Annotated in this window: 19 protein-coding genes; 14 read left to right on the forward strand and 5 right to left on the reverse strand. The window is 69.1% G+C overall.

The features are described from left to right. Nucleotides 1-6: 6 nt before the first annotated feature. The 4 genes from ND450_RS07680 (at nt 7) to ND450_RS07695 (ending at nt 3803) form a co-directional block, all read left to right on the forward strand. The gene (locus ND450_RS07680; RefSeq protein ID WP_253325461.1) at nt 7-693 is read left to right on the forward strand and encodes an AAA family ATPase; all 687 of its coding nucleotides are present in this window, start codon (nt 7-9) and stop codon (nt 691-693) included. A gap of 174 nt (nt 694-867) precedes the next feature. Continuing rightward, the gene (locus tag ND450_RS07685) at nt 868-2097 is read left to right on the forward strand and encodes an FAD-binding domain-containing protein (protein WP_253325462.1); all 1230 of its coding nucleotides are present in this window, start codon (nt 868-870) and stop codon (nt 2095-2097) included. An 847-nt stretch (nt 2098-2944) separates the two neighbouring features. Then, complete coding sequence (locus ND450_RS07690) at nt 2945-3538, forward strand: lipocalin family protein (protein WP_253325463.1); 594 nt, start codon at nt 2945-2947, stop codon at nt 3536-3538. A 34-nt stretch (nt 3539-3572) separates the two neighbouring features. Further along, nucleotides 3573-3803, forward strand: coding sequence for a hypothetical protein (locus ND450_RS07695; RefSeq protein WP_253325464.1), 231 nt, complete (start codon nt 3573-3575; stop codon nt 3801-3803). A 473-nt stretch (nt 3804-4276) separates the two neighbouring features. On the opposite strand, the gene ND450_RS07700 is transcribed toward ND450_RS07695, so the two are convergent. Further along, on the reverse strand, nt 4277-4867 hold the full coding sequence (locus tag ND450_RS07700) for a TetR/AcrR family transcriptional regulator (protein WP_253325465.1): 591 nt from the start codon (nt 4865-4867) through the stop codon (nt 4277-4279). 181 nt (nt 4868-5048) lie between these two features. Between ND450_RS07700 and ND450_RS07705 the strand changes: the two genes are divergently transcribed. From ND450_RS07705 to ND450_RS07720, 4 genes are all read left to right on the forward strand, one after another. Then, nucleotides 5049-5936: a CPBP family intramembrane glutamic endopeptidase gene (locus tag ND450_RS07705; protein WP_253325466.1), complete on the forward strand. Its 888-nt coding sequence runs from the start codon at nt 5049-5051 to the stop codon at nt 5934-5936. 485 nt (nt 5937-6421) lie between these two features. Further along, nucleotides 6422-7075 carry a hypothetical protein gene (locus ND450_RS07710; protein ID WP_253325467.1) on the forward strand — a complete coding sequence of 218 codons (654 nt, stop codon included), beginning with the start codon at nt 6422-6424 and terminating at the stop codon, nt 7073-7075. A gap of 103 nt (nt 7076-7178) precedes the next feature. Continuing rightward, a complete protein-coding gene (locus ND450_RS07715) occupies nt 7179-7583 on the forward strand; it encodes a hypothetical protein (protein WP_253325468.1) in 405 nt (134 codons plus the stop codon). Between the two features lie 137 nt (nt 7584-7720). Then, a complete protein-coding gene (locus ND450_RS07720) occupies nt 7721-8758 on the forward strand; it encodes a GDP-mannose 4,6-dehydratase (RefSeq protein ID WP_253325469.1) in 1038 nt (345 codons plus the stop codon). Nucleotides 8759-8899: 141 nt separating this feature from the next. On the opposite strand, the gene ND450_RS07725 is transcribed toward ND450_RS07720, so the two are convergent. Both ND450_RS07725 and ND450_RS07730 read right to left on the reverse strand, forming a co-directional pair. Next, nucleotides 8900-10786, reverse strand: coding sequence for an ABC transporter ATP-binding protein (locus ND450_RS07725; protein WP_253325470.1), 1887 nt, complete (start codon nt 10784-10786; stop codon nt 8900-8902). Continuing rightward, complete coding sequence (locus ND450_RS07730; protein WP_253325471.1) at nt 10783-12510, reverse strand: ABC transporter ATP-binding protein; 1728 nt, start codon at nt 12508-12510, stop codon at nt 10783-10785. The genes ND450_RS07725 and ND450_RS07730 overlap by 4 nt, the downstream gene beginning before the upstream one ends. Nucleotides 12511-13247: 737 nt before the next feature. On the opposite strand from ND450_RS07730, the gene ND450_RS07735 reads away from it, so the two are divergent. Then, entirely contained in the window at nt 13248-13919 is a 672-nt protein-coding gene (locus ND450_RS07735) for a PAS domain-containing protein (protein WP_253325472.1), read from the forward strand. Between the two features lie 149 nt (nt 13920-14068). Here ND450_RS07735 and ND450_RS07740 read toward each other — a convergent pair whose 3' ends face one another. Next, nucleotides 14069-14779, reverse strand: a complete 711-nt coding sequence (locus tag ND450_RS07740; RefSeq protein ID WP_253325473.1) for a Crp/Fnr family transcriptional regulator — start codon at nt 14777-14779, stop codon at nt 14069-14071. Between the two features lie 118 nt (nt 14780-14897). Here ND450_RS07740 and ND450_RS07745 point away from each other — a divergent pair, with 118 nt between their 5' ends. The 4 genes from ND450_RS07745 (at nt 14898) to ND450_RS07760 (ending at nt 18413) form a co-directional block, all read left to right on the forward strand. After that, a complete protein-coding gene (locus ND450_RS07745; protein ID WP_253325474.1) occupies nt 14898-15836 on the forward strand; it encodes a CdaR family transcriptional regulator in 939 nt (312 codons plus the stop codon). A gap of 113 nt (nt 15837-15949) precedes the next feature. Further along, nucleotides 15950-16714, forward strand: a complete 765-nt coding sequence (locus tag ND450_RS07750) for a helix-turn-helix domain-containing protein (RefSeq protein WP_253325475.1) — start codon at nt 15950-15952, stop codon at nt 16712-16714. Nucleotides 16715-16981: 267 nt separating this feature from the next. After that, the gene (locus tag ND450_RS07755) at nt 16982-17470 is read left to right on the forward strand and encodes a hypothetical protein (protein WP_253325476.1); all 489 of its coding nucleotides are present in this window, start codon (nt 16982-16984) and stop codon (nt 17468-17470) included. A 151-nt stretch (nt 17471-17621) separates the two neighbouring features. Further along, entirely contained in the window at nt 17622-18413 is a 792-nt protein-coding gene (locus ND450_RS07760) for an IclR family transcriptional regulator (protein ID WP_253325477.1), read from the forward strand. Nucleotides 18414-18509: 96 nt separating this feature from the next. Here ND450_RS07760 and ND450_RS07765 read toward each other — a convergent pair whose 3' ends face one another. Next, on the reverse strand, nt 18510-21236 hold the full coding sequence (locus ND450_RS07765; protein ID WP_253325478.1) for a LuxR family transcriptional regulator: 2727 nt from the start codon (nt 21234-21236) through the stop codon (nt 18510-18512). Nucleotides 21237-21670: 434 nt separating this feature from the next. Between ND450_RS07765 and ND450_RS07770 the strand changes: the two genes are divergently transcribed. Beyond that, nucleotides 21671-22702, forward strand: coding sequence for a GDP-mannose 4,6-dehydratase (locus ND450_RS07770; RefSeq protein WP_253325479.1), 1032 nt, complete (start codon nt 21671-21673; stop codon nt 22700-22702). The last annotated feature ends 114 nt before the right edge of the window (nt 22703-22816 follow it).

Genomic DNA, 22816 nt, shown 5'->3' on the forward strand with positions numbered 1-22816 from the left:
GGGCGAGTGCGGTGTCGGAGCGAGGAGGCGACGTTGTCGCGTGCGGCGAAATCCGGGCCACCGCCCGACCACGTACCCGGCCCACCGTCCGCGTGGCAATCGCGCTGGGGGTGGTGGCTGTCCCTGCCCGCGCTGGTCGCTCTCCTGGTGCTGTTGTTCTCGCCCTCCCTGTGGTCGCGCGGGGTGCACACCCGGTCCCACACCGACTTCATGTCCAAAGTGGACGCCGATCAGGTCGCGTCGGTCGGGATCGACGACCACGGTGCGGTCCGGGGAGATCTGCGTGACGGGTACGGCTTCGACCAGAGCAGCGGGATCGTGGTGCTGGCCGCGACGAACCGGCCGGAAGCGCTCGACCCGGCTCTGCTGCGGCCCGGCCGGTTCGACCGGCAGGTGATGGTGCCGCTGCCCAACCAGACCGAGCGGGCCGCCATTCTCGCCGTGCACGCGGAGGGCAAGCACCTCGACAGCGACGTCGATCTCGGCAGGGTCTCCCGTGCCACGCCCGGCTTCTCCGGCGCGGATCTGGCGAACCTGATCAACGAGGCCGCGATCTTCGCGGTGCGGGACGACCGCACCGACATCACCGCGGCGGACCTCGTGGCCGCACGCGACCGCGTGCTGCTCGGCCGCCGGGACTCCTCCAACGCGCTGCTCCCGGACGAGCGGTGGGCGGGTCTGCTGCACCATTAGGTGTCAGTTGTGACCTGACGGCGCAGCAGGCCCGGCAGCACCGCCGCACCGGTTGAAACCCTCCGCTCTGACAGACACACCACGGTTCGTCATCCTCGGGGTGAGGGGGAGTGCCTCAGTGATCGAGTCCCGCGTCATCGGGCGGGGGCACGAGCCGGGCGGCAGACTGATCACGTGCTGCTTCCCACTCCCGCCCCTGGGCCCGAAGCCGCGGAGCTGTGGGTGCGCACGCACCTCGGCGACCTCTGCTGTGACACTCCGGAGGCCTCGCCGGCGTTCCGGGGTGGTCAGCAGGCCGCGGACGCTGCGCTCGGCACCCTCGAACTCGCCGGGTACGCGGCGCGGCGCAACGAGGTGCTTCCGCGCGGCAGACGCGGTGCCAGTCGCCTCTCGCCCTACATCCGGCACGGCCTGATCGCCCTGCCGGAGGCGTGGGCCGCCGCTGCGGCCGCCCCACCGCGTGACCGCGCGAAGTTCCGCGACGAGCTCGCCTGGCAGGAGTACGGCCGCCACCTCTACGCCAGACTCGGCACTCGCGGTGCCGCCGCCCTGCGTGCCGCACCGGCCCGCGCGACGGTGCGGTGGACCGACCCCTGGCCCGAGCGGATGCGGTGCGTGTCCTTCTGCGTCGAGGAGTTGGAGACGGACGGGTGGCTGGTCAACCAGACCAGGATGTGGCTCGCGTCGCAGTGGACCGTGCGGGCGGGGGCGGACTGGACGGCCGGCGAGAACCGGTTCTTCGCACACCTGCTCGACGGGTCCCGCGCGGCCAATCGAGTGGGCTGGCAGTGGACGATCGGCGCGGGCACCGGCAAGCCCTACGGATTCTCGCGCTGGCAGGTGCGCAAACGGGCTCCTCAGCTGTGCCGGGAATGTCCGCTGAGCGTCGACTGCCCGATCGAAGACTGGCCCGCGTCGCCGGCTCCGGCCGAGCAGCCGGAGCCGGAACCCCTGCTGCGCCACGATCCCGACCCCGAGTCGACCGGTGGACCCCGCAGCCCGGCCGGGCACGGTAGGCCGGAGGCCGTGTGGCTCACCGCCGAATCGCTGGGCGACGCCGATCCGGCGCTGGCCGCGCACCCGGACCTGCCCGCCGTGTTCGTGTTCGACACGCCCCTGCTCGCCCGGCTCCGCCTGTCGGGCAAGCGCCTGGTGTTCCTGACCGAGACCCTCGCCGACCTCGCCACCCGTCGCGAGGTGGCGATCCACCGCGACGACGTGGTCCAGCAGCTGCGGGAACGCGACGTGGCCGTTACCTTCGCGCCGGTGCCGGGTTTCCGATCTCGCGCCGCGGCCGTCGAACCGAGCACCGTGCACCCCTGGCGCTGGCTCTTCCGCCCGCACGGGGGACCGGTCAGCTCGTACACCGCCTGGCGCAAGAAGACGGCCGGGCACCCCGGCTGACCGGCACCCGCGCGAGCCGGGGACCGCACCGCGTGGCGGTCCCGCCGGACTCCGGACGGCGCGGGCCGCCACGGAGCCCGCCGGACGGCCGACCCCCGGTCGCCCACCTCGTCTGGTCCTGTGCGCACTCGATCCTGCTCGGCGTCGGGCCGCACCGCCGTGTCGACCTGCTCGCCGGGCGCGAATGGCCTGGCGACCTGCTCGCCCTGCTGAACGAGATGATCGCGACTGGCGTCGAGGCGGGAGGGCTGCCGCCCGCTCACACCCGCTGTGACGTCGTCGCCCTCGTGACCAGCCTGGCTGGAATCGCCACCGTGTACGAGAGCGCGATCGCCGATGGCCCGCTCATCCTCGACTACCTGTGCGAGACCGTCGCCGAGCACGCTCCGGCGAGCCGCATCCGGTTCCGGTACCAGTTCGTGCGGGCCTCATGGGACAGCGGGCGTGAGGTGGACGCCGACGGTCGAGCGCGTCGTCGTCAGCCGGGAAGCCCGCCGGGCTCGTCACAATGCTTCAGCGCACCCCGACGTACCTCATGTCGCTCGGCCGGGTGGACAAAAACGCCGTCTGGCCGCCCCCCTGTTCTGCGGACGTTCTTCGGGATCTGGGTTACCGCTGCCTGTGGGGAGGTGACCGTGCACTGTCGGATGCGCTGTGGTGCACCGTGCACCACCCGCGAGTGCGCCGAGATTGTCCATTGTGGACGTAAGTGTGGTGGGAGCGGAGGCGAACCGCAGTGCGAGACGTCGTGCACGACGGCGGGATCGACTTCCAGTCATCATGCGGGTTGGCGGACGCGCCCATAGCGTTGACGTAGGTTCAAGTGCTTAGGGCGAAAGGTGTTCTCATGAGGTTCATCGCGGCGGCGGCAGCGGTCGTGCTCGGATTCTCCCTGGTTCCCGCGCAGGCTTCGGCGGAGACGACCGGCGGAGAGGTGCGTCCGGTGCGCTCGGTCGACCTCGAGCGGTACCAGGGGCGCTGGGTGCAGGTAGCGGCGATCCCCCAGCCGTTCCAAGCCCAGTGTGCCCGCAACGACGGTGCGCGGTACACCCTCCTGCCGGATGGACAGGTCCAGGTCGTCAACTCCTGCACCCGCGCGGACGGCACGACGACGTCGCTCGAGGGCAGGGCCCGGCAGGAGAGCCCGGACTCGACGTCGAGGCTGCAGGTGTCGTTCGTCAAGATCGGCGACACGTGGAACTTCGACCGGCCGGGCACCTACTGGGTGATCGGTCTGGACCGCGACTACCGCTGGGCGGTGGTCGGCGCACCGGACCGTCGTTCCGGCTTCGTGCTGTCGCGCACCGCCACCCCGTCGAAGAAGGACATCGCGGGTATGGCCACCGCGTTGCTGCGCAACGGGTACGACCTCTGTGCCTTCAAGATCACGGCACAGGACGGCGGCGCGCCGGAGTCCGTCTCGCTGTGCCCCGTGAGCTGACCGGACGTACCCGATCCCGAAGCGGTGCCCGCCCGTGCGGGTGCCGCTGGGGTGGATCGTGCTCCCGCTCGGCGCGAGCGACTGGCGGCGGAGTGTGATCGCTGAGGACGTCGGCGTGCGGGAACGGGCTGGTGCGCCGGGCGCCTCGGCGGGCCCGGGAGGTCGCTGTCCGGGCTCCACCCGAGTCGCCGGCGAGGTCGACCGACCCGGTGGCGGGGACGGCGCCGACTCCGGGGCCGACCTCGTGCTCTCGCTGGCGGAGTGACGCCGAAGCGCCGCGAGCCGCACTGCGTCGCGAGTGTCCGAAGTGGACACGAGAAGCGCCTCGTCGTTCAGAATCACCAGCTTGGACGGATCGGGCGGGCGTTCGTCTCTCCGCTGCCTGAGTTCGGGCACCCCGGCGCTGCGGGCGGCTCCTCGCCGCACCTGGGGCGATCTGCTTGTGCCGCAGGTCCTCATGGGAACGCGAGAGCCCAGAGCGTGCCGTTGTTCGCAGGGCAGTCCACTGATCGCCTCCCGCGCGCTCTGGGGTAGCCCGGGCCGGCCGATCGTCGGCAGCTGCGTCAGGGGGCGGTTCGACGTCTCGGTTGCGGCATGGAGTGCGGCACTCGGCGCTGAGTCTGCATCACGACCGCGCCGGTCGAAGCGGTAGATCAGGCGTGGACTCCCGAGGGCTTCCCGCACCCCTCGGGCTGTGCGACACCGCATCTGGTCCTGACACGGCAGGTGGCTCGTGCGTCAGGGCTGTCGATGCAGGATGGCTGAAGCGGCGGTTGTGAGCGTGCGCTCTTCGAACTCCAGTCGTGCCAGGTCGCCAGGGAGGGCTCGTTCGGTCAGCAGGCCGTTGACGACGGTCAGGAGGAACCGGGCGTGGTGTTCGAGTTCTCCGGGAGCGAGGGCCCCCTCGTCGTGCAGCGCGGAGAGCCATCGCACGACCCTGTGTACGGCGAACTGTTCGAGAGCCAGGAAGACGTGGCTGTCGTCCTCGGACGCAGGCGACGCCACATAGGCGTTGTACAGCGCGCCCCAGTGGTTTCGGGCTTGTTCTCCTGTGCCCACCTGGGACAACACCAGCCGCAGGCACGCCACCAGGCGCTCTGCGGGTGTCCGTGTGAGGTCCTGCATCGGGTCGTCCGGGAGGTCCACCTCGTGCAGCCCAGCGACCACCTCGTCGATCAACGCCCGCTGGGTGGGGAAGAAGTGCCGCAGCGACCCGGTGCTGACGCCTGCTCGTGTGGCCACGGCGCGCACGCTCAGCCTGGCCGTCGGATCCTCGCCGAGCATGGTCGCCGCGGCGATCAGGATCTTGTCTCGTGTGCTGTGAGTCATGTGCTGGTTCACCTCGTGCGATTGTCCTGCTTCTTCTTATCACGGCGTGCTAGATGTGTGCTCTAGTACAGTGTGATAGAAAGTAGTACAGCGTGATAGAGATGATCGCGCAGCGACACGAGGAGTGGAAATGTCCGGCCACGGCCGATCTTGGCTTCTGCAAGGTGACCAACCGGCGCCTGTGCGCGGTGTGCCGGCGGGCACCGAGTACCACCGCGCGTACGCGGGGGAGAAGCGACGTGTCCTCCGGGGAATCCTCGCGATCGTGCTCCTGGTAGTGGGGTTCGTCGGTTTCGCCGTCCTGTTCCAGCGGCTCTCGGAAGTCGCCGATGCCGCCCTGTTCGGTCGTTCCGGACCATCGACGCCACTGCGCCAGGCCGCCGGCGCGCTGGGGCTGGCCGCGCTCATCCCGTACTCGATGCTGGTGCAACGCGTCGTCTACGGCGTGCGGGCGGGGTCGTTGCACTCCGTGGCGGGCCGGTTCCGGTTCGGAGTTCTCGGACGCGCACTACTGGTGTTCGGACCGCCGCTGCTGCTGGTGGTCTCGGTTGTCGCCTTGAGCGGCGTCAAGTCCGTCCCGTGGACGACCGTCGATCTGGTCTCGTTCTTCGTCATCGGGATGCTGCTGACGCCTCTCGCCGCCGCGGGGGAGGAGTACGGATTCCGCGGACTGCTGTTCCGCGTGTTCGGTGGCTGGACCCGTGGGGCGCGGTCCGGCGCGATCTTCGGCATCGTCATGACCACCGTGCTGTTCTCGCTCGCCCACGGAACGCTGGACCCGTTCCTGTTCACGTCCTATCTCGTGCTGTTCTCGTCCATGGCGATCGTGACCTGGCGTACCGGTGGTCTTGAGGTAGCGGTCGTCCTGCACGGCGTCTACAACGTGACCGCCCTCGTGCTCGCCACGACGTTGCACGTCGACGTCGGCGCCGAGCTGGCGAACCGGGGCGCGGCGGTCGGTTCCTGGAACAACCTCGCGCCCAGTGCCGTGCTCGTCGTCATCACGGCGATCGTCTGGTGGATGACGCGCAAGGACGGGCCCGCGTGCACGCCCGAGACGGCTGCGTGATCCTCTGTTCTGCCGGGCGATGACGCGACCTCACGACGACCAGGCTGGACGGGGGACATCGGCTCGAGTTCGAGCGAACGCCGCCTGTCCAAGCGTGCGATGCCGGGTGACGGGCGGCCATCGTCACCGTTCGCTGGTGGCAGATGACACGCCATTCGGCGTTGTCGAGGTCCGGGGACGACCGGCTGTGCACGCGGTGTGCATCACGGACGAAGGTGTGCGCATCGAGGTCGGCAGGGGCAAGCCGGGCTTGGCCCTCGCCTCGCGGATGTCCCGAAGCGCTACCAGGAATGTCCGCGTGACCTGGAACTGTGAGGCCGGCACTCACACCCTTCGTCCTCGGAGCAGTGCACCAGGCCGTCGAGATCCTGTCCCCCGGCCAGCCGGAACTCGGCCCGATTGACCTGACACCACCGGACCAGCGCACTTTGTCCGCACCGAATCCACCTGCGCCGGCGATGCCCGGCGGAAGAGGAGAAGCTGTCATGCACAAGTGGAGCCGCCGTCGTGCGGAACGACGGATCAGGCCCGGGACCGGGAAGGAGCTGAAGCCGTTCCGCTGGTGGCAGCTCCTGTCCCGATCGCTGTACGGACTCGCGCTCCGCCGCGACGACGGGCAGCGGGCGGAGTACGCCGTGGACGTGCGCCAGCGCCGCCGGTTCTTCGCGAGCGACGGCAAGGGCACCGCTGACCTCTACCTCGACGGACACCACCACGCCGAGTCCAAGCTCCCCGCCGCCTTCCCCGTCCCCGGCGGCACGATCGAGGTCGCCGAGTCCCCGTTCGGACTGAAGCGCTGCCACTACGTCACGGCGAACGGCGCGGAACAGCAACTGGTCCCGGATCGCAGGTCGGCCGAGGGACGCCGAGCGCACCTCGACCGCACGCGCCCCGTGCTGAGCAGCTCGATCAGCGCCACGTCGATCGCCCTGCTCGTGACCTCGGTGCTCCTGCTCATCCCACAACTCGTGGAGATCGCTTTCAAGTTGCCGCCTGTCGCGGAGCGTTTCGGGGCCTTCACCTCGCCCGTCTCGCTCCCGGCGTGGCTCAACTCCCTGCTCGCCGTCGCCGCGACAATGGCCAGTATCGAACGCGCCCTCCGCCTGCGCCACAACAGATTCCTCGACACCGTGGGCTAGATCGAGAACTGGCCGAGGTTGTGGACGGTCCGGTCTCCTGAACCGGAGGAGGCCCATCCGTCCAGGTCGGCGGGCAGCAGCCGGTTACCGACCGTCATCCGGCATGATCGCGGCCGAGCTGGTCCGCTTCGCCCACCTCGCCGTCTTTCACGCCTTCGCCGCGATGTGGCTCCTGCGCATGACCGATCGGGAGGAGGACGTCGCGATCCTCGCGTCACGCCACCAACTCGCGGTCCTGCACCGACCGCTCGGTGATCGGCGCCCACGATTGCGGTCAGAGGACAGGGCGTTGCTCGCAGCCTTGCTCGTGCCCTTGGCCCGTGCGACGTTGCGCCGGCTCCAGCTGTTGGTGCTGAGGTGGCATCGCGACTTGTTCAAGCGCCGCCATGCCCGGATGAGCATGAACCGAGGGCCTGGGCGTCCGCGTACTGTCGATTCGATCCGTCGGCTCGTCCTGCGCTTCTGGTCGATCGACCGCATCCGGGCCGATTCATCTGCGTGCGCGTAGTCGCGCCATGTACAGCGCGATGGCACCGCCTCCTGCTCGCTTCCAGCGAAACCCCTAGTGGTCGAAAGGCTATTTTCGGCCCTGCGGAACAGGTCCGTCCCCTTGGGGCCGCAGCCGACGCTAGGAGAGGACACGGCATGGCCAGGCGTGCGCTGATCACCGGGATCACCGGGCAGGACGGTTCCTACCTGGCCGAGCACCTGCTCGGCCAGGGGTACCAGGTGTGGGGACTGATGCGAGGACAGGCGAACCCGCGCAAGACCAGGGTCTCGCGGCTCATGTCTGAACTGTCCTTCGTGGACGGTGACCTGATGGACCAGGCATCTCTGGTCTCCGCTGTGGACCTGGTGCAGCCGGACGAGGTCTACAACCTCGGTGCCATCTCGTTCGTGCCGATGTCGTGGCAGCAGGCCGAGCTGGTGACCGAGGTGAACGCCATGGGCGTGCTGCGCGTGCTCGAGGCGATCCGCATGGTCTCCGGCTTGTCCAGCAGCCGCCACAACGGTGAGGCGGCCAAGAACATTCGTTTCTACCAGGCGTCGTCCTCGGAGATGTTCGGCAAGGCGGCCGAGACTCCCCAGAGGGAGACGACGATCTTCCACCCCCGCAGCCCGTACGGCGTCGCCAAGGCCTACGGCCACTTCATCACCCGCAACTACCGCGAGTCGTTCGGCATGTACGCGGTCGGCGGCATCCTGTTCAACCACGAGTCGCCGCGCCGCGGTGCGGAGTTCGTGACCCGCAAGATCTCCCTTGGTGTCGCGAAGATCAAACTAGGTCTGCAGGACAGGCTGGCGCTGGGCAATCTGGATGCCCTGCGCGACTGGGGGTTCGCCGGGGACTACGTGCGGGCGATGCACCTCATGTTGCAGCAGGACGAGCCCGCCGACTACGTCGTCGGTACCGGCGAGATGCATTCGGTGCGTGACGCGGCGCGCATCGCCTTCGACCACGTCGGCCTCAACTGGGAGGACCACGTCCACATCGACCCGGCGCTGGTCCGCCCCGCCGAGGTCGAGGTCCTCTGCGCCGACACCACGCGGGTCCGGCAGGAACTCCGCTGGGCTCCCCAGGTCGACTTCGCGTCGCTCATGACGATGATGGTGGACGCCGACCTGAAGCACGTCGCCGCGGAACAGGAGTACGGAGGCCTGCTGGCGGCGGGCAGTTGGTGAGTCCTCCTCCGCCACGACCGCAGCCGCTGCCGCACCCGGCAGCGGCTGCGCTGGCGTTCCCGTGGGTGTACGAGTGACGGTGGGCCTGATCAGGCTCGCGGCAGGGGAGACCTGACCAGGACGGGAAGTCGGCGGGCCGCCTCAGGTAGCGCAGAGGCCCGCGTAGAAGCCCTGAGCGGCAAGGAGTTCCTCGTGTGTGCCGCGCTCCACCACCGCGCCCGCGTCCATCACGACGATCAGGTCGGCATCTCGGATCGTCGACAGCCTGTGGGCGATCACGAAGCTCGTCCTCCCCGCACGCAGGGAGGTCATCGCTCGCTGGACCAGCGCCTCGGTGCGGGTGTCGATCGACGAGGTCGCCTCGTCCAGCAGCAGGACGGCGGGCCGCGCCAGGAAAGCCCGGGCCAGCGCGATCAGCTGCCTCTCTCCGGCGGACAGCCCACCGTGCTCCTCGTCCAGCACTGTGTCGTAGCCGTCGGGCAACGACCGCACGAACCGGTCGACGCACATCGCCCGCGCCGCCTCCACGACCTCTGCCCGGGTCGCGGCCGGCCTGCCGTAGGCGATGTTCTCGGCGATCGTGCCCTCGAACAACCACGTGTCCTGCGGGACCAGCCCGATCGCGGACCTGAGGTCCTCGCGGGTGAGGCGGGTGATGTCGGTGCCGTCCACCAGGATCCGCCCGCCCTTCACCTCGTGGAACCGCAACAGCAGGTTTCCCAGTGTCGTCTTGCCCGCACCGGTCGGCCCGACGATCGCGACGAGCTGGCCGGGCTTCGCGGTCAGGCACAGGTCCTCTATGAGCGGTTTCTCGGGGGTGTAACGGAAGGAGACGTGGGAGAACTCGACGTGGCCGCGCACCGGTGGGACGATCTCGGGCGTGGCAGGCGCGGGCGGCTCCTCCGGTTCGTCCAGCAACTCGAACACCCGCCGGGCCGACGCGATACCGGACTGAACCTGGCCGGAGAAGCCGGCGACGTCGATGATCGGCCTGGAGAACATGCCGGAGTACTGGATGAACGCCTGCACCTCTCCGATCGACACGGTCCCGCTCGCGACCCGCAGGGCGCCAGCCACCGCCACGAGCACGTAGTTGAGGTCGGTGATGAACCTGATCCCGGGTTCGATCAGACCTGAGATCGCCTGAGCCCCGAACGACGACCGGTAGGTGTTCTCGTTGTGCTCAGCGAACTCACGGGCCGCCTGTTCCTGACGGCCGAACGACGTGACCAGGGCGTGGCCGCTGTACATCTCCTCGACGTGCGCGCTGAGCGCGCCGGTCGACCGCCACTGCTCGCCGAACTTCGGCATGGCCCGCTTGGACATCCACGCGGCCAGCGCCAGCGCGAGCGGCACGCAGACCAGCACGAGCACCGCCAGCTCGACCGAGATCACCAGCATGATCGCCAGCACCCCGAGCACCGACGTCACCGAGGTGAGCATCTGGCCGATCGACAGCTGCATGGTGCGCTGCAGGTTGTCGACGTCGTTGGAGACCCGTGACAGCACCTCCCCACGCGGGTTGCGGTCGAAGTAGGACACCGGCAACCGTGTCAGTTTGGCGTCGATCCGCTCGCGCAACGCGAAGATCGCGTCTTGGACGATCTTCGTGTCGATGCGGCCCTGGAAGTACATCGACAGGGAACCGATGAGGTACACGGCCAGGATGAGCAGCAGGAGCTGCCCGAGCCTGGAGAAGTCCACGCCCTGGCCGGGGACGACGTCGACCGTGCTGATGACGTTGGCGAGTGTGTCCTCTCCTCGTTCCCGCAACTGGGTGAGGGCCTGCTCTTCGCTGGTGCCGGCGGGCAGGGTTCTGCTCACGAGACCGGCGACGACGAGGTCGGTGGCGCGGCCGAGCAGGATCGGGCCGATCAGGCTGAGCCCGATCGTCACGACGGCGAGCAGTCCGACCACGACCAGTCGGCCCTTGAAAGGCAGCAACAACCCGAACAGCCTCCTGGAGGCACCGGTCTGCTTCGGTTCCTCGGCCTGCGCCGCGGTCGCGGAATCGGTGAGCGGGGTCATCGGACGTTCCCTCCTGCCGGCTGGGAGAGGGCGATCTCCCGGTAGGTCCGGTTGGTACCGGCCAGTTCGGCGTGCGTGCCGGAGCCGGCGACCCGGCCGTCCTCCAGCACGACGACGCGCGAGGCCGTTTCCACGGTGCTGATCCGCTGACTGACGATCAGGATCGTGGCGTCGGCGAGCTCGCGTTCGAGTGCGGCGAGCAACCGGGCCTCGGTGCGGAGATCGAGCGCGGAGAAGCAGTCGTCGAGCAGGTAGACCTCGGGTCGCCGCACCAGGGTTCGCGCGATCGCGAGGCGTTGCCGCTGTCCGCCGGAGAGGGTGGAACCGGACTGCGTGATCGGCGCGTCCAGCCCGAGCGGCCGGACGAACTCCGCGGCCTGGGCGATCTCCAGTGCGTGCCACAGCTCCTCGTCCGTGGCGTCCTCCTTGCCGTAGCGAAGGTTGGACGCGATCGTGCCGCTGAACAGATGTGCTTTCTGCGGTACGAGGCCGACCGCGCGGTGCAGCGCCGACGGGGGGAGGTCGCGGACGTCCACACCGTTGACCAGCACGCGGCCACCGGTGACGTCGTAGAGCCGCAAGGCCAGGGCGAGGAGCGTCGACTTACCGCTGCCGGTGCTGCCGAGGATCGCGACGGTCTCACCGGCACGCGCGACGAGGTCCACGCCCCGCAAGACCGGCTTCTCCGCGCCCGGATAGCCGAACGTGGCGCCGCGCAGCTCCAGGTGGCCGGTCAGAGCCGTCGGCATGATCGGTCGCGTGGGCTCGGCCATGCTGGAATCGGCCTGCAGGACCTCGTTCACCCGTGCCGCCGACACGGCCGCACGCGGAGCGTCGGTGAAGACCAGTACCGCCATGATGATCGCGACGACGATCAGCGTGATGTAGGACAACAGCGCTATGAGCGCACCGAGTTGCATCGACGCTTCGTCGATGCGGTGGCCGGAGACCCAGATGATCCCGATCGTCAGCACGTTCATGGCGGTGATGACGAGCACCGGTACCGTGGCCATGATCCGCCCGACCCGCAGCGTCGTTTCATGCAGAGCACGGTTGGTGGCGTCGAAACGGGAGCGTTCGTGCGCCTCACGCCCGAACGCCCGGATGACCCGCACCCCGGTGATCCGCTCGCGCAGCAGATGGTTGACGCGGTCCAGGTGGTTCTGCATCGCCTCGTAGAACGGCGAGAGCCGCCTGAGCGTCAGGACGAGCCCGACGACCACCACGACGACCAGTGCGAGCAGGATCGTGGCGACGGGAACGTCCTGCACCAGGGCGAGCACGACGCCACCCACGCACATGACGACGGCGGACACGGCGACGTCCGAAGTGGTCATCACGATGTTCTGCACCTGCTGGACGTCGTTGACCGTTCTGGTGATCAGGGACGGCGTGCCGAACCCGTCCAGCTCACGCGCCGACAAGGACATGACCCTGCCGAACACCTTCGCGCGCAGGTCCCTGCCCAGACCCGCCGACATGCGGGCGCTCACCAGTACGGCGCCGCTCGACGTGAGGATCTGCACGGCCGCCACGGCGAGCATGGTCAGGCCCGTGCCCCAGATGTAGGAGGAGTCGCCGCGGAGCACGCCGTTGTCGATGATGCGCGCGTTGAGCGTCGGCAGCAGTAGAGTCGCGGCAGTCTGGACCAGCTGCAACAGCACCAGGATCACCAGCGAGCCCCGGTAGGGCCGGAGGTGGTGGTTCAGGAAACGGGTCAGCACGGGTCCAGCACACCGCAGCACCGTTACCTGCAATCACTAGACTTGCCGCGCTCCGGCACGATCCCCGCGCCGATGCGATCAAGGGGCCGCCGAGATCGCGGTCTCCGCCGTCCTTGAAGCCCCTGGGCAGCGTGCGACCACGTGCGGGAAGCGACGCTGGGGAGAATCGCGGACGAACCAGTCGATGTTGTTCGCTCTTCCGGCCGACATTCATGCTCACGCCCTCTGGGGTACCGCTCAGAGGACGGAGTGGTTCCCGTAGCCGAAACCGCGGATGCTGTCGTCGTGGCGACACATCCGACCCGGAGGCACCTCACGCGCTCGTTCCGCATGTCAAGGCACATACGCCCGTCAAGGGCAGGCATCCCTCAGCACATCTAGGAATTCGATGGGCTCATTTCTGTCATGTGTGGTTCGAGGCCTGTTCGGTTGGCTGTGTGTCTCAATTCGTCGGCTGTGTTCAGCGCTGGTGGGAGGTGCTCTCCGCTCCATTTGAGACGCTGCGCCGGGATCCACACCGAAGATTTCGGACACCACCCGAACCATCGGTCCGCACCTACCACAACATTAAGAACCTTCCGTCCGTCCTCGTTGACCCGGCCAGTCGCGGCTTCCTACCATTTGTCAGGTCAGAGATTCAGCGGTGGGAAGTCAGCGGATCTGGTGACCACCTCGAGTTTCTCTTCTCCTGCAGACGCGGAACGCCGATTCAGGCGAGATCAAGAGGATTTGTTCCCATGCGCACAGTTGCCGCTGGTACACCGGCGCTCGACGCCACCACCGTTCCGGACGCCGACGTGTTCCGTTCACTGCTCGAACGCTCAGGTCTCTGCCTCGCGCGCCTCGACCTCCAGTTCCGCGTGGTGGAGGCCAACGACGACTTCGTGACCCAGTTCGGCCACTCCCGGGAGTCCCTGCTCGGACGCGGTTTCTTCGAACTGCTCCACCCCGGCGTGCACGGTCCGGTCCGCAAGCAGTTCGACCGGTTGGCCGACGGTCGACGTCACCGCTTCGTCGAGTACCTCGTGGGCATAGGTCCGCGTCAGACTGTGTTCAGCGCCGACATCACAGGCGTCGTCGTCCACGACTCGAACGGCGAACTGGTGCAGTTCGTGGTCGTCGTGAACCCGGAGAAGGGAGAACAGCCCAACGCCGTCTCCGTCGATCGCAACCGCATCCTCACCGAGCTCGACGCGCGCATCCTCGAGGGCATCGCCACGGGCGAGTCGACCGTGCGTCTGGCTTCCCGCCTTTTCCTGTCGCGCCAAGGCGTCGAGTACCACGTCGGCACCATGCTCAAGAAGCTCAAGGCACCCAACCGCGCCGCGCTCGTGTCCCGGGCCTACAGCCTGGGAGTGCTGAGTGTGGCGAGCTGGCCGCCTCGTGTCTCGAAGGACTACATCAAGTAGCAGGGGCCTTCCCGAAGGGGCCGAGCTCCCGGCCACGCTCCGCGCGTCTCCGGCGCGTGACGTGGTCGGGAGCTCGGCCCCTTCGCCTTGCCCTGGCGGAAGTCCTCACCACGACCGCGGGTCTCCTGCGGTGCCGGCTCCCACGACAGTCAACCGCGTGCCGGGGTCGTGAGCATCCCGACGCGAATCCGGCGAGACAGCTGCGCCGGGTTCGTGAGGACGATGTTCCTGCGCTCGATGCGGATCCAGCCGCGTCGAGCGAAGTGGGAGAGCGTCTTGTTGACGGTGTCGCGGCGCGATCCGATGTACTGGGCGAGCTCCTCCTGCGTCAGGTCCTCGACCAACGGCGGCAGGCTGTGCCGGCCGGTGCCGAACCGCTGTGCCAGGTGCAGCAACGCTTTCGCGAGACGGGCCGCGGTGTCCAACTGCACCATGTCCGCGTGCATCTCGTGGGATCTGCCCTCCCCGCGGGCGATGCACCCCAGCAGCCGCTCGGCGACCTCTGGGCACAGCGCGAGCCACCTCCGCAGATCCGCGCGCGCGATCTGGCCCACCTGCACGTCGGTGATCGCGGTGGTCGTCGACATCGCCGGGGCCGAGTCGAACAGCCCCGGCTCTGCCAGCACGTCTCCCGCGCAGTGGAAGTCCAGAACCAGTTCATGCCCCTCGGCGGAGGTGCAGCACGTCTTGGCTTTGCCCTCGCGGATCACGAACAGCGCTTCGGCGGGAGAACCGAGCCGCAGCATGACCTCGCCGCGGTGGAACTCGACGCGTTCGAGCGAGCGGTCGAAGGCGCGCCACGCCTCGTTCTCCAGCGCGAGGTGCGAGGGTCGCGGTTGCGCGAGAAGCTGTGATGCCACTTCGGCCTCCACTTCGTCACTCGACCGGCCGGGCACTCGACGGTAGAGCCGGATGTTCTGGCGTGGTGCTGGAGAACGCTGGGGTTTTTCCCACGGTGGCGGCTGCTTTGCTCCGCAGGTGCCGACGAACGAGAGTCCCGCACCCTTCGACGTGGATCGCCTGCTGACCCAAGAGTTCCTCGGCGTGTACCGCGCGGCTTGCGCCGGTGACGACGGATGGCAGGCCCTTGCCGAGGCGACCGGACGCCGCGTCGGCGCGAGCCTGGTCGCGGCCGGCGTCTCCGCACACGACGCCGCCACCGCGTTGCGCTCGACCCACAGTGCGCTGACCGAGTCCATGCTGGACGAAGCGAACACACGCGCGTTGGCCGCTGTGGGCACAGTCGTGGCCACCGAACTGCTGGTGGTGTTCTGCGTCAAGGAGGAGGGGCCGGCGGACGCGCTGCTGTCCGGCAGCACCCCGGACGGTGTCGCGGCCTCCTACACCGTCGTGTCGGTGCGCGGTGCGGCGCGAGACCAGGCGGTGAACGCCTTCCGCTGCCGCGAGGAGGTGCTGGTGGCCACCTCCGGCCACCTGCTGCTGCCCCTCGCGGAGCCGGCGGCGCTGTCGTTGTGCGAGCACGTGCGCGGAGAGGTCGACGGCGAGGTGTGGCTGTGCGTCGCGGAACGGCCGGCTGACCGCGTCCCCCTGGCGCGCAAGGAAGTCGATGAAGTCGACGCACTGGTCGCGGCCCTGTGCCGACCGCCGGGCGTGTACCGGATCGACGACGTGTTGTTCGAGAGCGCCCTCGCCGCGACACCGGAGGTTCGCGACGAGCTCGACAGGATCATCGCGCCGTTGCTCGCGAACCGGGTTCTCGTGGAGACCGTCTGCGCGCTGCTCGAGGCGGACGGCAACCGTGCGGTGGCGGTCAGGAAGCTCTTCATCCACCGCAGCACCATCGACTACCGGCTGGGGCAGGTCGAGCAGCTCACCGGGCTGCGTCCAGGAGATCCTCGCGACCTCGCCCTGCTCGGGACCGCGATCGCCCTGAGCAGGGCGAAGCCAGGCGGCTGAACAGCGTCAGCCCTGATCGGTGAATCTTAAGCGTGCCTCAAGCGGCCTGTGCCCGCTCTCGGAACAACCCTAGTGTCGGGGTGTGACACCGCAGTTCCCCGAGGAGGCGACGCGTGACGACCGTGCTCGGCCACAAACTGCTCACCGCTGTGCTGGGTGACCTGCCCGTCGCCCGGGGTCCCGCCCCCTCTGCGAATCTGTCGGCCCGCGGTCGCGCAGCCGGGGCGTGGCGGTCCTCGGTAGGCGACGGTGTCGTCTCCGGCTCCGCGGCTGCGCGCGCGGTGGTGGCCTACCGCGCGTCCACCGAGGGCGCCGCGGCCGAGATCCTGGACTCGGTGCGGGGCAGGGTCGACGCGCTCGTGCCGAACGGGAGCCGCGGCGGTTACGCCGTGCTCGCGTGCGAGCCCGAGCGTCACGCCGTGCTGGCCCGCGAACTCCACGAAGAGGCCGGGGTCGACGCGTGGATGGCCGTCGTGCGGGTGCCGCGCGACGACCTGGCGTCCGCCTGCGCGACGGCCGACGACGTGCTCCGGATCGTCTCGTCCCGCGCCCCCGGTGTGTACGAGTTGCGTGACGTGCTGGCGGAGTTCGCCCTGGTGCGCCAGCCGCACGTCGCCGAAGGGCTGAACCGCATGATCGAACCCGTCGCGGCGCGGCGACCTCTGCTGGACGCGGTGGAGTCGATCCTCGCCGACGAGGGCAACCGCGCGGCCGCGGCACGCCGGTTGGGGATCCACCGCAGCACGCTCGACCACCGCCTGCAGGCGGTGGAACGGCTGACGGGCTGTCGTCCGGTGTCGCCGAACGGGTTGCTGACGTTGAGCGTGGCCTTGTCCGCGCGTTCCTGGTCCTGCACGTCGCTGCCCCGCCGCACCTGACCGGCGCGACTCGCATCGTCGCCCCTGGAGTCCACGGTCAGACGCGCTACGCGTCCTGCGGAGCGTGGATCACGCCGCCGACGTCGCGTCACGCACCACCGGCTCACGCGGAGAGGCGGTCGGCTCCTCGGCCCCCGGAGGCGGTACGAAGGTGGGAAAACGTCCAGTGCTTGATCGGACATCCCCCGCTATAGTTCCGTTTGCCGGGCGTTCGCGGTCTGGCGAACCGCGGTGCGACTTTCGTGACGGGCGGACGGGGATTCCCGGATGGTCAGGCAGATCCGGCGGGGCAAGCACATCGCAATCCTGGACAATCCCGCGAACGGGTGGACGCTCCCGACGCTCGCGGTGGTGGAGGAGTTCGTCCGCCTTGGCTTCCGGGTCACCTACGTGACCAGTGCGGAGGTGGCCTCCCGGCTGGCCCTGCTCGATCCGGACAGGGATTCCTGGTGCGCCGTCGGCTTCCTGGACGACAGCGTCGAACCGGCCGCGACTGTGCGCGGCTACTTCCACGAGGACCGGCCGGACATCATGGTCTACTGCACCAACACCTGCGCGACCGCCGAGCGAGTACTGGCGAACTGGCGGGTTCCCGCCGCGCACCTGATCGCGGGTGTCCACGAGGGACAGTCCTCGGCCTTCGGTACCTCCCTGTACGCACACGTCCGGGAGTTCCTCGCCCGGCACGGACTGCACTGGGCATCTCACGACGACGCCGACTCGTGGGAGCTGGCGTTCTCCGGGAACGACTCCTGAACCGGTGCCGCGGAGTCCCGCTGCCGTACCACCTGCCCGTGTGATCCGGTTCGGACGGCCGTCGCTCGCGCGCCCTCTATCATGGCATCGTCTCGTCGGCACCTGCGTAGTGGCACGGCTGTCACGGGGCACCGCGCAAGGGGGTGTGCCAGTGTCCGACCCGCATGCGGCAGGACGGCGTTCGCTGCGGTCGATCGAGAGCCGGTCGCCGGCGGTGACGAGAGCGATCGGGGTGCTCGAGGAGCTGTCACGCCGTGGTGTCCCCACCCGGCTCGCCGACCTGGCCCGATCCCTCGACCTCGCCAAGTCGACGGTGGCCAACGTGTGTGCGGCGCTCGAGGACAGCCACGTGGTCCGCAGGGTGGACGGGTTGTGGGCACTGGACTACAGGGTCGTCGAGTTCGGGCAGAGCTTCCTCGCGAGCACCGACATCGTCGCCGAGTTCCGGCGCGCGGCGGCGACGTTGCCCACGGCGCACGCCGAGACGATGCTTCTCGCGATCCTGGACGGGACGGACGTGCTGTACCTGGCGCGGCACGACGGTACGCAGCCGATCCGGCTGGCCAGCGACATCGGGAGGCGGATGCCCGCGGTCGTGACCGCGCTGGGCAAGGCGATGCTCGCCCAGTTGCCCCCTGCCCAGCTGGAGCAGCGGCTGGCGGAGGTCGGGGAACTCCCGGTCCTCACGTCCCGGTCGCACCGGTCCGTCGAGTCTCTGAAGGAGGACCTCGAGGTGACCGCGCGACGCGGCTACGCGATGGACGATCAGCAGAACACCGAGGGCGTGTCCTGTTTCGGGGTCGCGGTGCCAGGGGGACCGTCGCGGAGCATCGCGGTGAGTGCGACGCTGCTGTCCGCCAGGGTCACCGACCAGTTGCGTGAGGACATCGTCGCCGACCTGACCACGTTGTCCCGGGCGGTCGCCAGGGTGGTCAAGCCCTAGTACCGCCGTCCTGGCGTGGGCGGGCCGGTCGGGGAGGCCCACCGCCTCGATCAGCGGTCGTACCCCGCCGGCCAAGGGCGCGTTCCGCATTCGGGATCAGCCCGACCTGGCCTCGATCGTGCACGCGGCGCGCAGCTGCGACCGACCCGAGATCCCGAGTTTGCGGTAGGCCTTGGTCAGGTGGATCTCGACCGTGCGCAGGCTGACGTAGAGGGCGTTCGCGATCTCGCGGTTGGTCGCTCCGGCGGCAGCGAGGTCGACGACCCTGCGCTCACTGGCGCTGAGCACGTCGTGTGCGGCGCCCGGCCGCACCCGCATCCGGCCTCCGGCCAGGTGCAGGAGACGGCGTGCCTCGTCTATGCACGGCGAGGTGCCGTTGCTCAGCATCAGGCTGATCGCCTTGCGCAGGTGCGAACGGGCGGCGACGTTCTGCCCCGCCATCACGTGCACCCTGCCCAGGCCTAGTTCGGAGAAGGCCTGCCACTGACGGGTCGGCAGTCCCGAGAACGACCTGGAGGCGTCGGCCAGCAGCGCGATGTCCGAGTTGATCACCCCCTCGACCATCGTGACCAGCGCCGCGCTCTCCGGCGTGTGCCACCGGCGCGCCATGGTCCTGCCCGCCTCCAGCGCCTCGTCCGCCGGCTCGCACCGGCCGACCAGCAGCGCCGAGATGATCGCCGCCTCCACCCACCACGGGACCAGGACCGGGTTGCTGATGCCGGATCCGGTCATGACCCTCCCGCATTCGAACAGGGCGTCGATCGCGGCGCACCAGTCGTTGCGCGCGATGGCGGCCCAGGCCGAGGCGTGGAGGAACTCGTGGTGCTCGGTGGTCCGGCCCGACACGGAAGCGCGTCCGACGTCGTCGAGCAACGCCTGTGCCTCCAGCGGCCTGCCGAGCTTGGAGTTGACCAGAGCCAAGGTGATCGCGATGCCCGGCTCGTGCGACAGCCAGGAGTTGCGTTCGGCGATGGCGAAGGCCGTCCGGGCCTCGCTCTCCGCCTCGGTGAGGGACCCGGTCGCGACCAGCCCGCGGGCCCGGCTCTGGAACAGCCTGCACAGGCCGAGCTCGTCCTCCTCGGCGGTGAACCGCGACACCGCGCGGTCGAGCGCGGCCTCCGCCTCGTCGAACCGGCCCGCACAGCGCAGCACCTCCGCGGCAGCCGGAGTCGACCAGTCGTCCACCGAGTCGCCGGCCACTGCCTGCCGTGCCAGCTGTACCGCCTCGGCGACGTCACCGCCGATCCGCATCGTCGTGTCGGCGATCATGGCGAGCAGGCACTGCCGGGAGGCTGTACGTCCTTCGGGAACGCGGATCCCGGCGGCGTGCCGGGCCGCCGCCGTCGTCGCGGTCGCCGGGTCCGCCAGTGTCACCGCGAGCAACGCGGCATCGAGCAGCGCACGCAGGTCTTCGTCGCCGTGATGACCGCCGGAGGAAGCGGGTGACTCCGTCGTCGCGCACAGCAGCAACCCGCGGCCGCGAAGGGGCTGTCCGCAGGTCCGGGCGGCCAGCGCGTGCGCCACGGCGATCCTCGCGCGCAGAACGGGATCCGCCGAGCGCTCGAACACCTCCGCCAGGCTCGCCATCGCCGCCACCGGATCGGTCCTCGTCTGCCGCATCGCGAGAGTCGTGCGGGCCGGCAGGTTGGCCGGGTCGCCTTCCAACGCTCTCGTCAGGCAGTGCACCGCGGTGGCGGCGTCGCCGCGAGCGGATGCCGCCGCAGCGGCGCCGACCAGCACCTGGGACATCCACGGCTGGTCGGCGCGGTCGAGTGCGAGCAGTTGCTCCGCCACCTCGTCGGCCGGTCGGCCGTTGTCCAGCAGCAGCATCGCCGCCCGAGTGCGCAGAGCCGTGAGTTCCGGTGTCGGGACGGTGCTGAGGATCGCCGCACGGGTCGACTCCCAGAGCGGTTCCGGTTGATCGTGCCGGTGCAGGTGGTCGCGGCACAGGGCGTGCAGGTCGCCGGGAACCGCGCTCGGTGCGAGGCCCGCCAGCGGCCCGACGAGGTCCGGGTCGGTCCGTCCGAGCACGGCGACGGCCGTCGCGACCGCTCGGGTGCGATCGGACAGCGCGCCGAGCCGGGAGATCACGGAGGTCGTCACCAGTTCCGGGTCGAGCACGCCTCCGTCCGGACTCGCGACCGCACCTCGTCGTTCGCGCAACCGGTCGAGCAGGGAGACGAGTGCTCCGGGATTGCCCGCGGACAAGCGATGGCACACTTCGGCTTGCCACGGCTCCGCACCCGCTTCGAGGTCTCTCGCCATGATGGCGGCGGTCGCCGACAGGGGGAGCGGGGGAAGGTCCAGCACGGTGCAGTTCGCGTGCACGGCCAGGTTCACCAACGGCGACTCGGAGGAGTCCGAAACCGTGGTGGCGACGATGAACAACGGCAGCCCTTCGGATCGCCGCAGGGTGAAGTCGAACCACGACAGGGTTGCCTCGTCGTCGGTGCGGAGGTCGTCGAGCAGGAGGCAGGCGGCCTTGGCCGCGGTGAGCCGAGCAAGCGTCCGGTGAACCCTGCGGAGCACCGGGTACAGGGTGGCGGCCGCGCCGCCGATGCGCGCGCCGGTGGGCTCGAGGAGTTCCGAGATGGCCCACAACGCCGACTGGTCGGCACCGGCCTCCGGCGTCAGCACGAGATCCCCGGACCGCGTCGCGTGTTCGGCCACTTCGTGGAGCAGGGCGGTCTTGCCGCTGCCGCGACGACCGCGAACGATGACACAGTGTGCTGAACCGCGCCGAGCGGAGTGGGCCAGCTGGGCCAGCGTGGTCAGTACGGGATCACGGCCAAGGAGACGCACGGATCCTGTCCTTCTCCTCATCTCGGCTCACTCTCTGTCATAGAGCAGCCACCCGTCGGAGCGCCTGTTCTGACTCTCTGTAGTCAGATTGCGTCGTTACGTCGCTCTTGCTGGTGACCTATTGAGCCATACGGCCGTGCCATTGCGCAATATATGGTTCGCAGTTCCATATTCTGTACGCGGCTGCCCGGGCCGGCTCGATCTTCCGCGCTCGTGAGGCAGGAGCGGCCACGCGGCATCGCGGCTCGAGACGAGGTGCGACAGCCGCCCAGGGCGGCGGGGTACCGGGACCACCCACCCCCGGTCCTGGTTGGACAGAGGGCCGAACTCTAGTCATTTCGCGACTCGGCAGGCGCTTGACTCGAACCTGGGCCTGGGTGCGCGCACCGAACGAGATCGGACGCGGTGGATGCTCGCGGTGCCGGCGGCCCGTCCGTGATGACGAGAGGATCCCCATGAGCAAGCGGGCGTTGATCACCGGTATCACCGGGCAGGACGGTTCGTACCTGGCTGAGCACCTGCTGGAGCAGGGGTATGAGGTCTGGGGTCTCGTCCGCGGGCAGGCGAACCCGCGCAAGTCCAGGGTCAGCAGGCTGATCTCGGACATCACCTTCGTCGACGGCGACCTGCTGGACCAGGCGAGCCTGGTCTCCGCCGTGGACCTCAGCCACCCGGACGAGGTGTACAACCTCGGCGCGATCTCCTTCGTGCCCATGTCCTGGCAGCAGTCCGAACTGGTCACCGAGGTCAACGGCCTGGGTGTCCTGCGCATGCTCGAAGCGATCAGGATGGTCAGCGGTCTCGACCGCTCTCGGCCGGTCGAGGGCAGCGGAATCCGTTTCTACCAAGCTTCCTCGTCGGAGATGTTCGGCATGGTGGCGGAGACCCCGCAGACCGAGCGCACCCTCTTCCACCCCCGCAGCCCGTACGGCGTGGCGAAGACGTACGGCCACTACATCACGCGCAACTACCGCGAGTCGTTCGGGATGTTCGCCGTGTCCGGGATGCTCTTCAACCACGAGTCGCCGCGCCGCGGAACCGAGTTCGTCACCCGCAAGATCTCTCTCGCCGTCGCGCGGATCAAGCTGGGGCTTCAGGAGAAGTTGTGCCTGGGGAACCTGGATGCCGTGCGCGACTGGGGATACGCGGGTGACTACGTGCGCGCGATGCACCTCATGCTGCAGCAGGAGGAGCCCGTCGACTACGTCATCGGAACGGGCGCGATGCACTCGGTGAGGGACGCCGTGAGCATCGCCTTCGACCACGTCGGTCTCCGCTGGCGGGACCACGTCGTGATCGACCCTTCGCTGGTGCGGCCGGCGGAGGTGGAGACGCTGTGCGCGGATCCGGCCAGGGCGCTGGCCGATTTGGGCTGGAAACCGACGGTCGAGTTCGCGGACCTGATGCGCATGATGGTCGACGCCGATCTCCGTCAGGTCTCCCTGGAAGAGCGGTTCGCGGACCTGGCGCTCGGCGCGAGCTGGTAGCTCCAAACACTAGGGAGATCAGCACGCGCGAGCTGTGATCCTCCGGAAAACACGTCATTCGTCTGGTTCTTGGTGTCCGGCTGACACTTCAGTCGCCGAGATGGGTTGAGTGGG

Source organism: Lentzea sp. HUAS12, from assembly GCF_024125735.1.
GTDB lineage: Bacteria > Actinomycetota > Actinomycetes > Mycobacteriales > Pseudonocardiaceae > Lentzea > Lentzea albida.

What these genes read in the sequence shown, in the direction of transcription:
- ND450_RS07715 (WP_253325468.1), top strand. Translation starts at nt 7,179, where the DNA reads ATGATCGCGGCCGAGCTGGTCCGCTTCGCCCACCTCGCCGTCTTTCAC.
- ND450_RS07770 (WP_253325479.1), top strand. Translation starts at nt 21,671, where the DNA reads ATGAGCAAGCGGGCGTTGATCACCGGTATCACCGGGCAGGACGGTTCG.
- ND450_RS07690 (WP_253325463.1), top strand. Translation starts at nt 2,945, where the DNA reads ATGAGGTTCATCGCGGCGGCGGCAGCGGTCGTGCTCGGATTCTCCCTG.
- ND450_RS07725 (WP_253325470.1), bottom strand. Translation starts at nt 10,786, where the DNA reads ATGACCCCGCTCACCGATTCCGCGACCGCGGCGCAGGCCGAGGAACCG.
- ND450_RS07735 (WP_253325472.1), top strand. Translation starts at nt 13,248, where the DNA reads ATGCGCACAGTTGCCGCTGGTACACCGGCGCTCGACGCCACCACCGTT.
- ND450_RS07710 (WP_253325467.1), top strand. Translation starts at nt 6,422, where the DNA reads ATGCACAAGTGGAGCCGCCGTCGTGCGGAACGACGGATCAGGCCCGGG.
- ND450_RS07720 (WP_253325469.1), top strand. Translation starts at nt 7,721, where the DNA reads ATGGCCAGGCGTGCGCTGATCACCGGGATCACCGGGCAGGACGGTTCC.
- ND450_RS07755 (WP_253325476.1), top strand. Translation starts at nt 16,982, where the DNA reads ATGGTCAGGCAGATCCGGCGGGGCAAGCACATCGCAATCCTGGACAAT.
- ND450_RS07765 (WP_253325478.1), bottom strand. Translation starts at nt 21,236, where the DNA reads ATGAGGAGAAGGACAGGATCCGTGCGTCTCCTTGGCCGTGATCCCGTA.
- ND450_RS07700 (WP_253325465.1), bottom strand. Translation starts at nt 4,867, where the DNA reads ATGACTCACAGCACACGAGACAAGATCCTGATCGCCGCGGCGACCATG.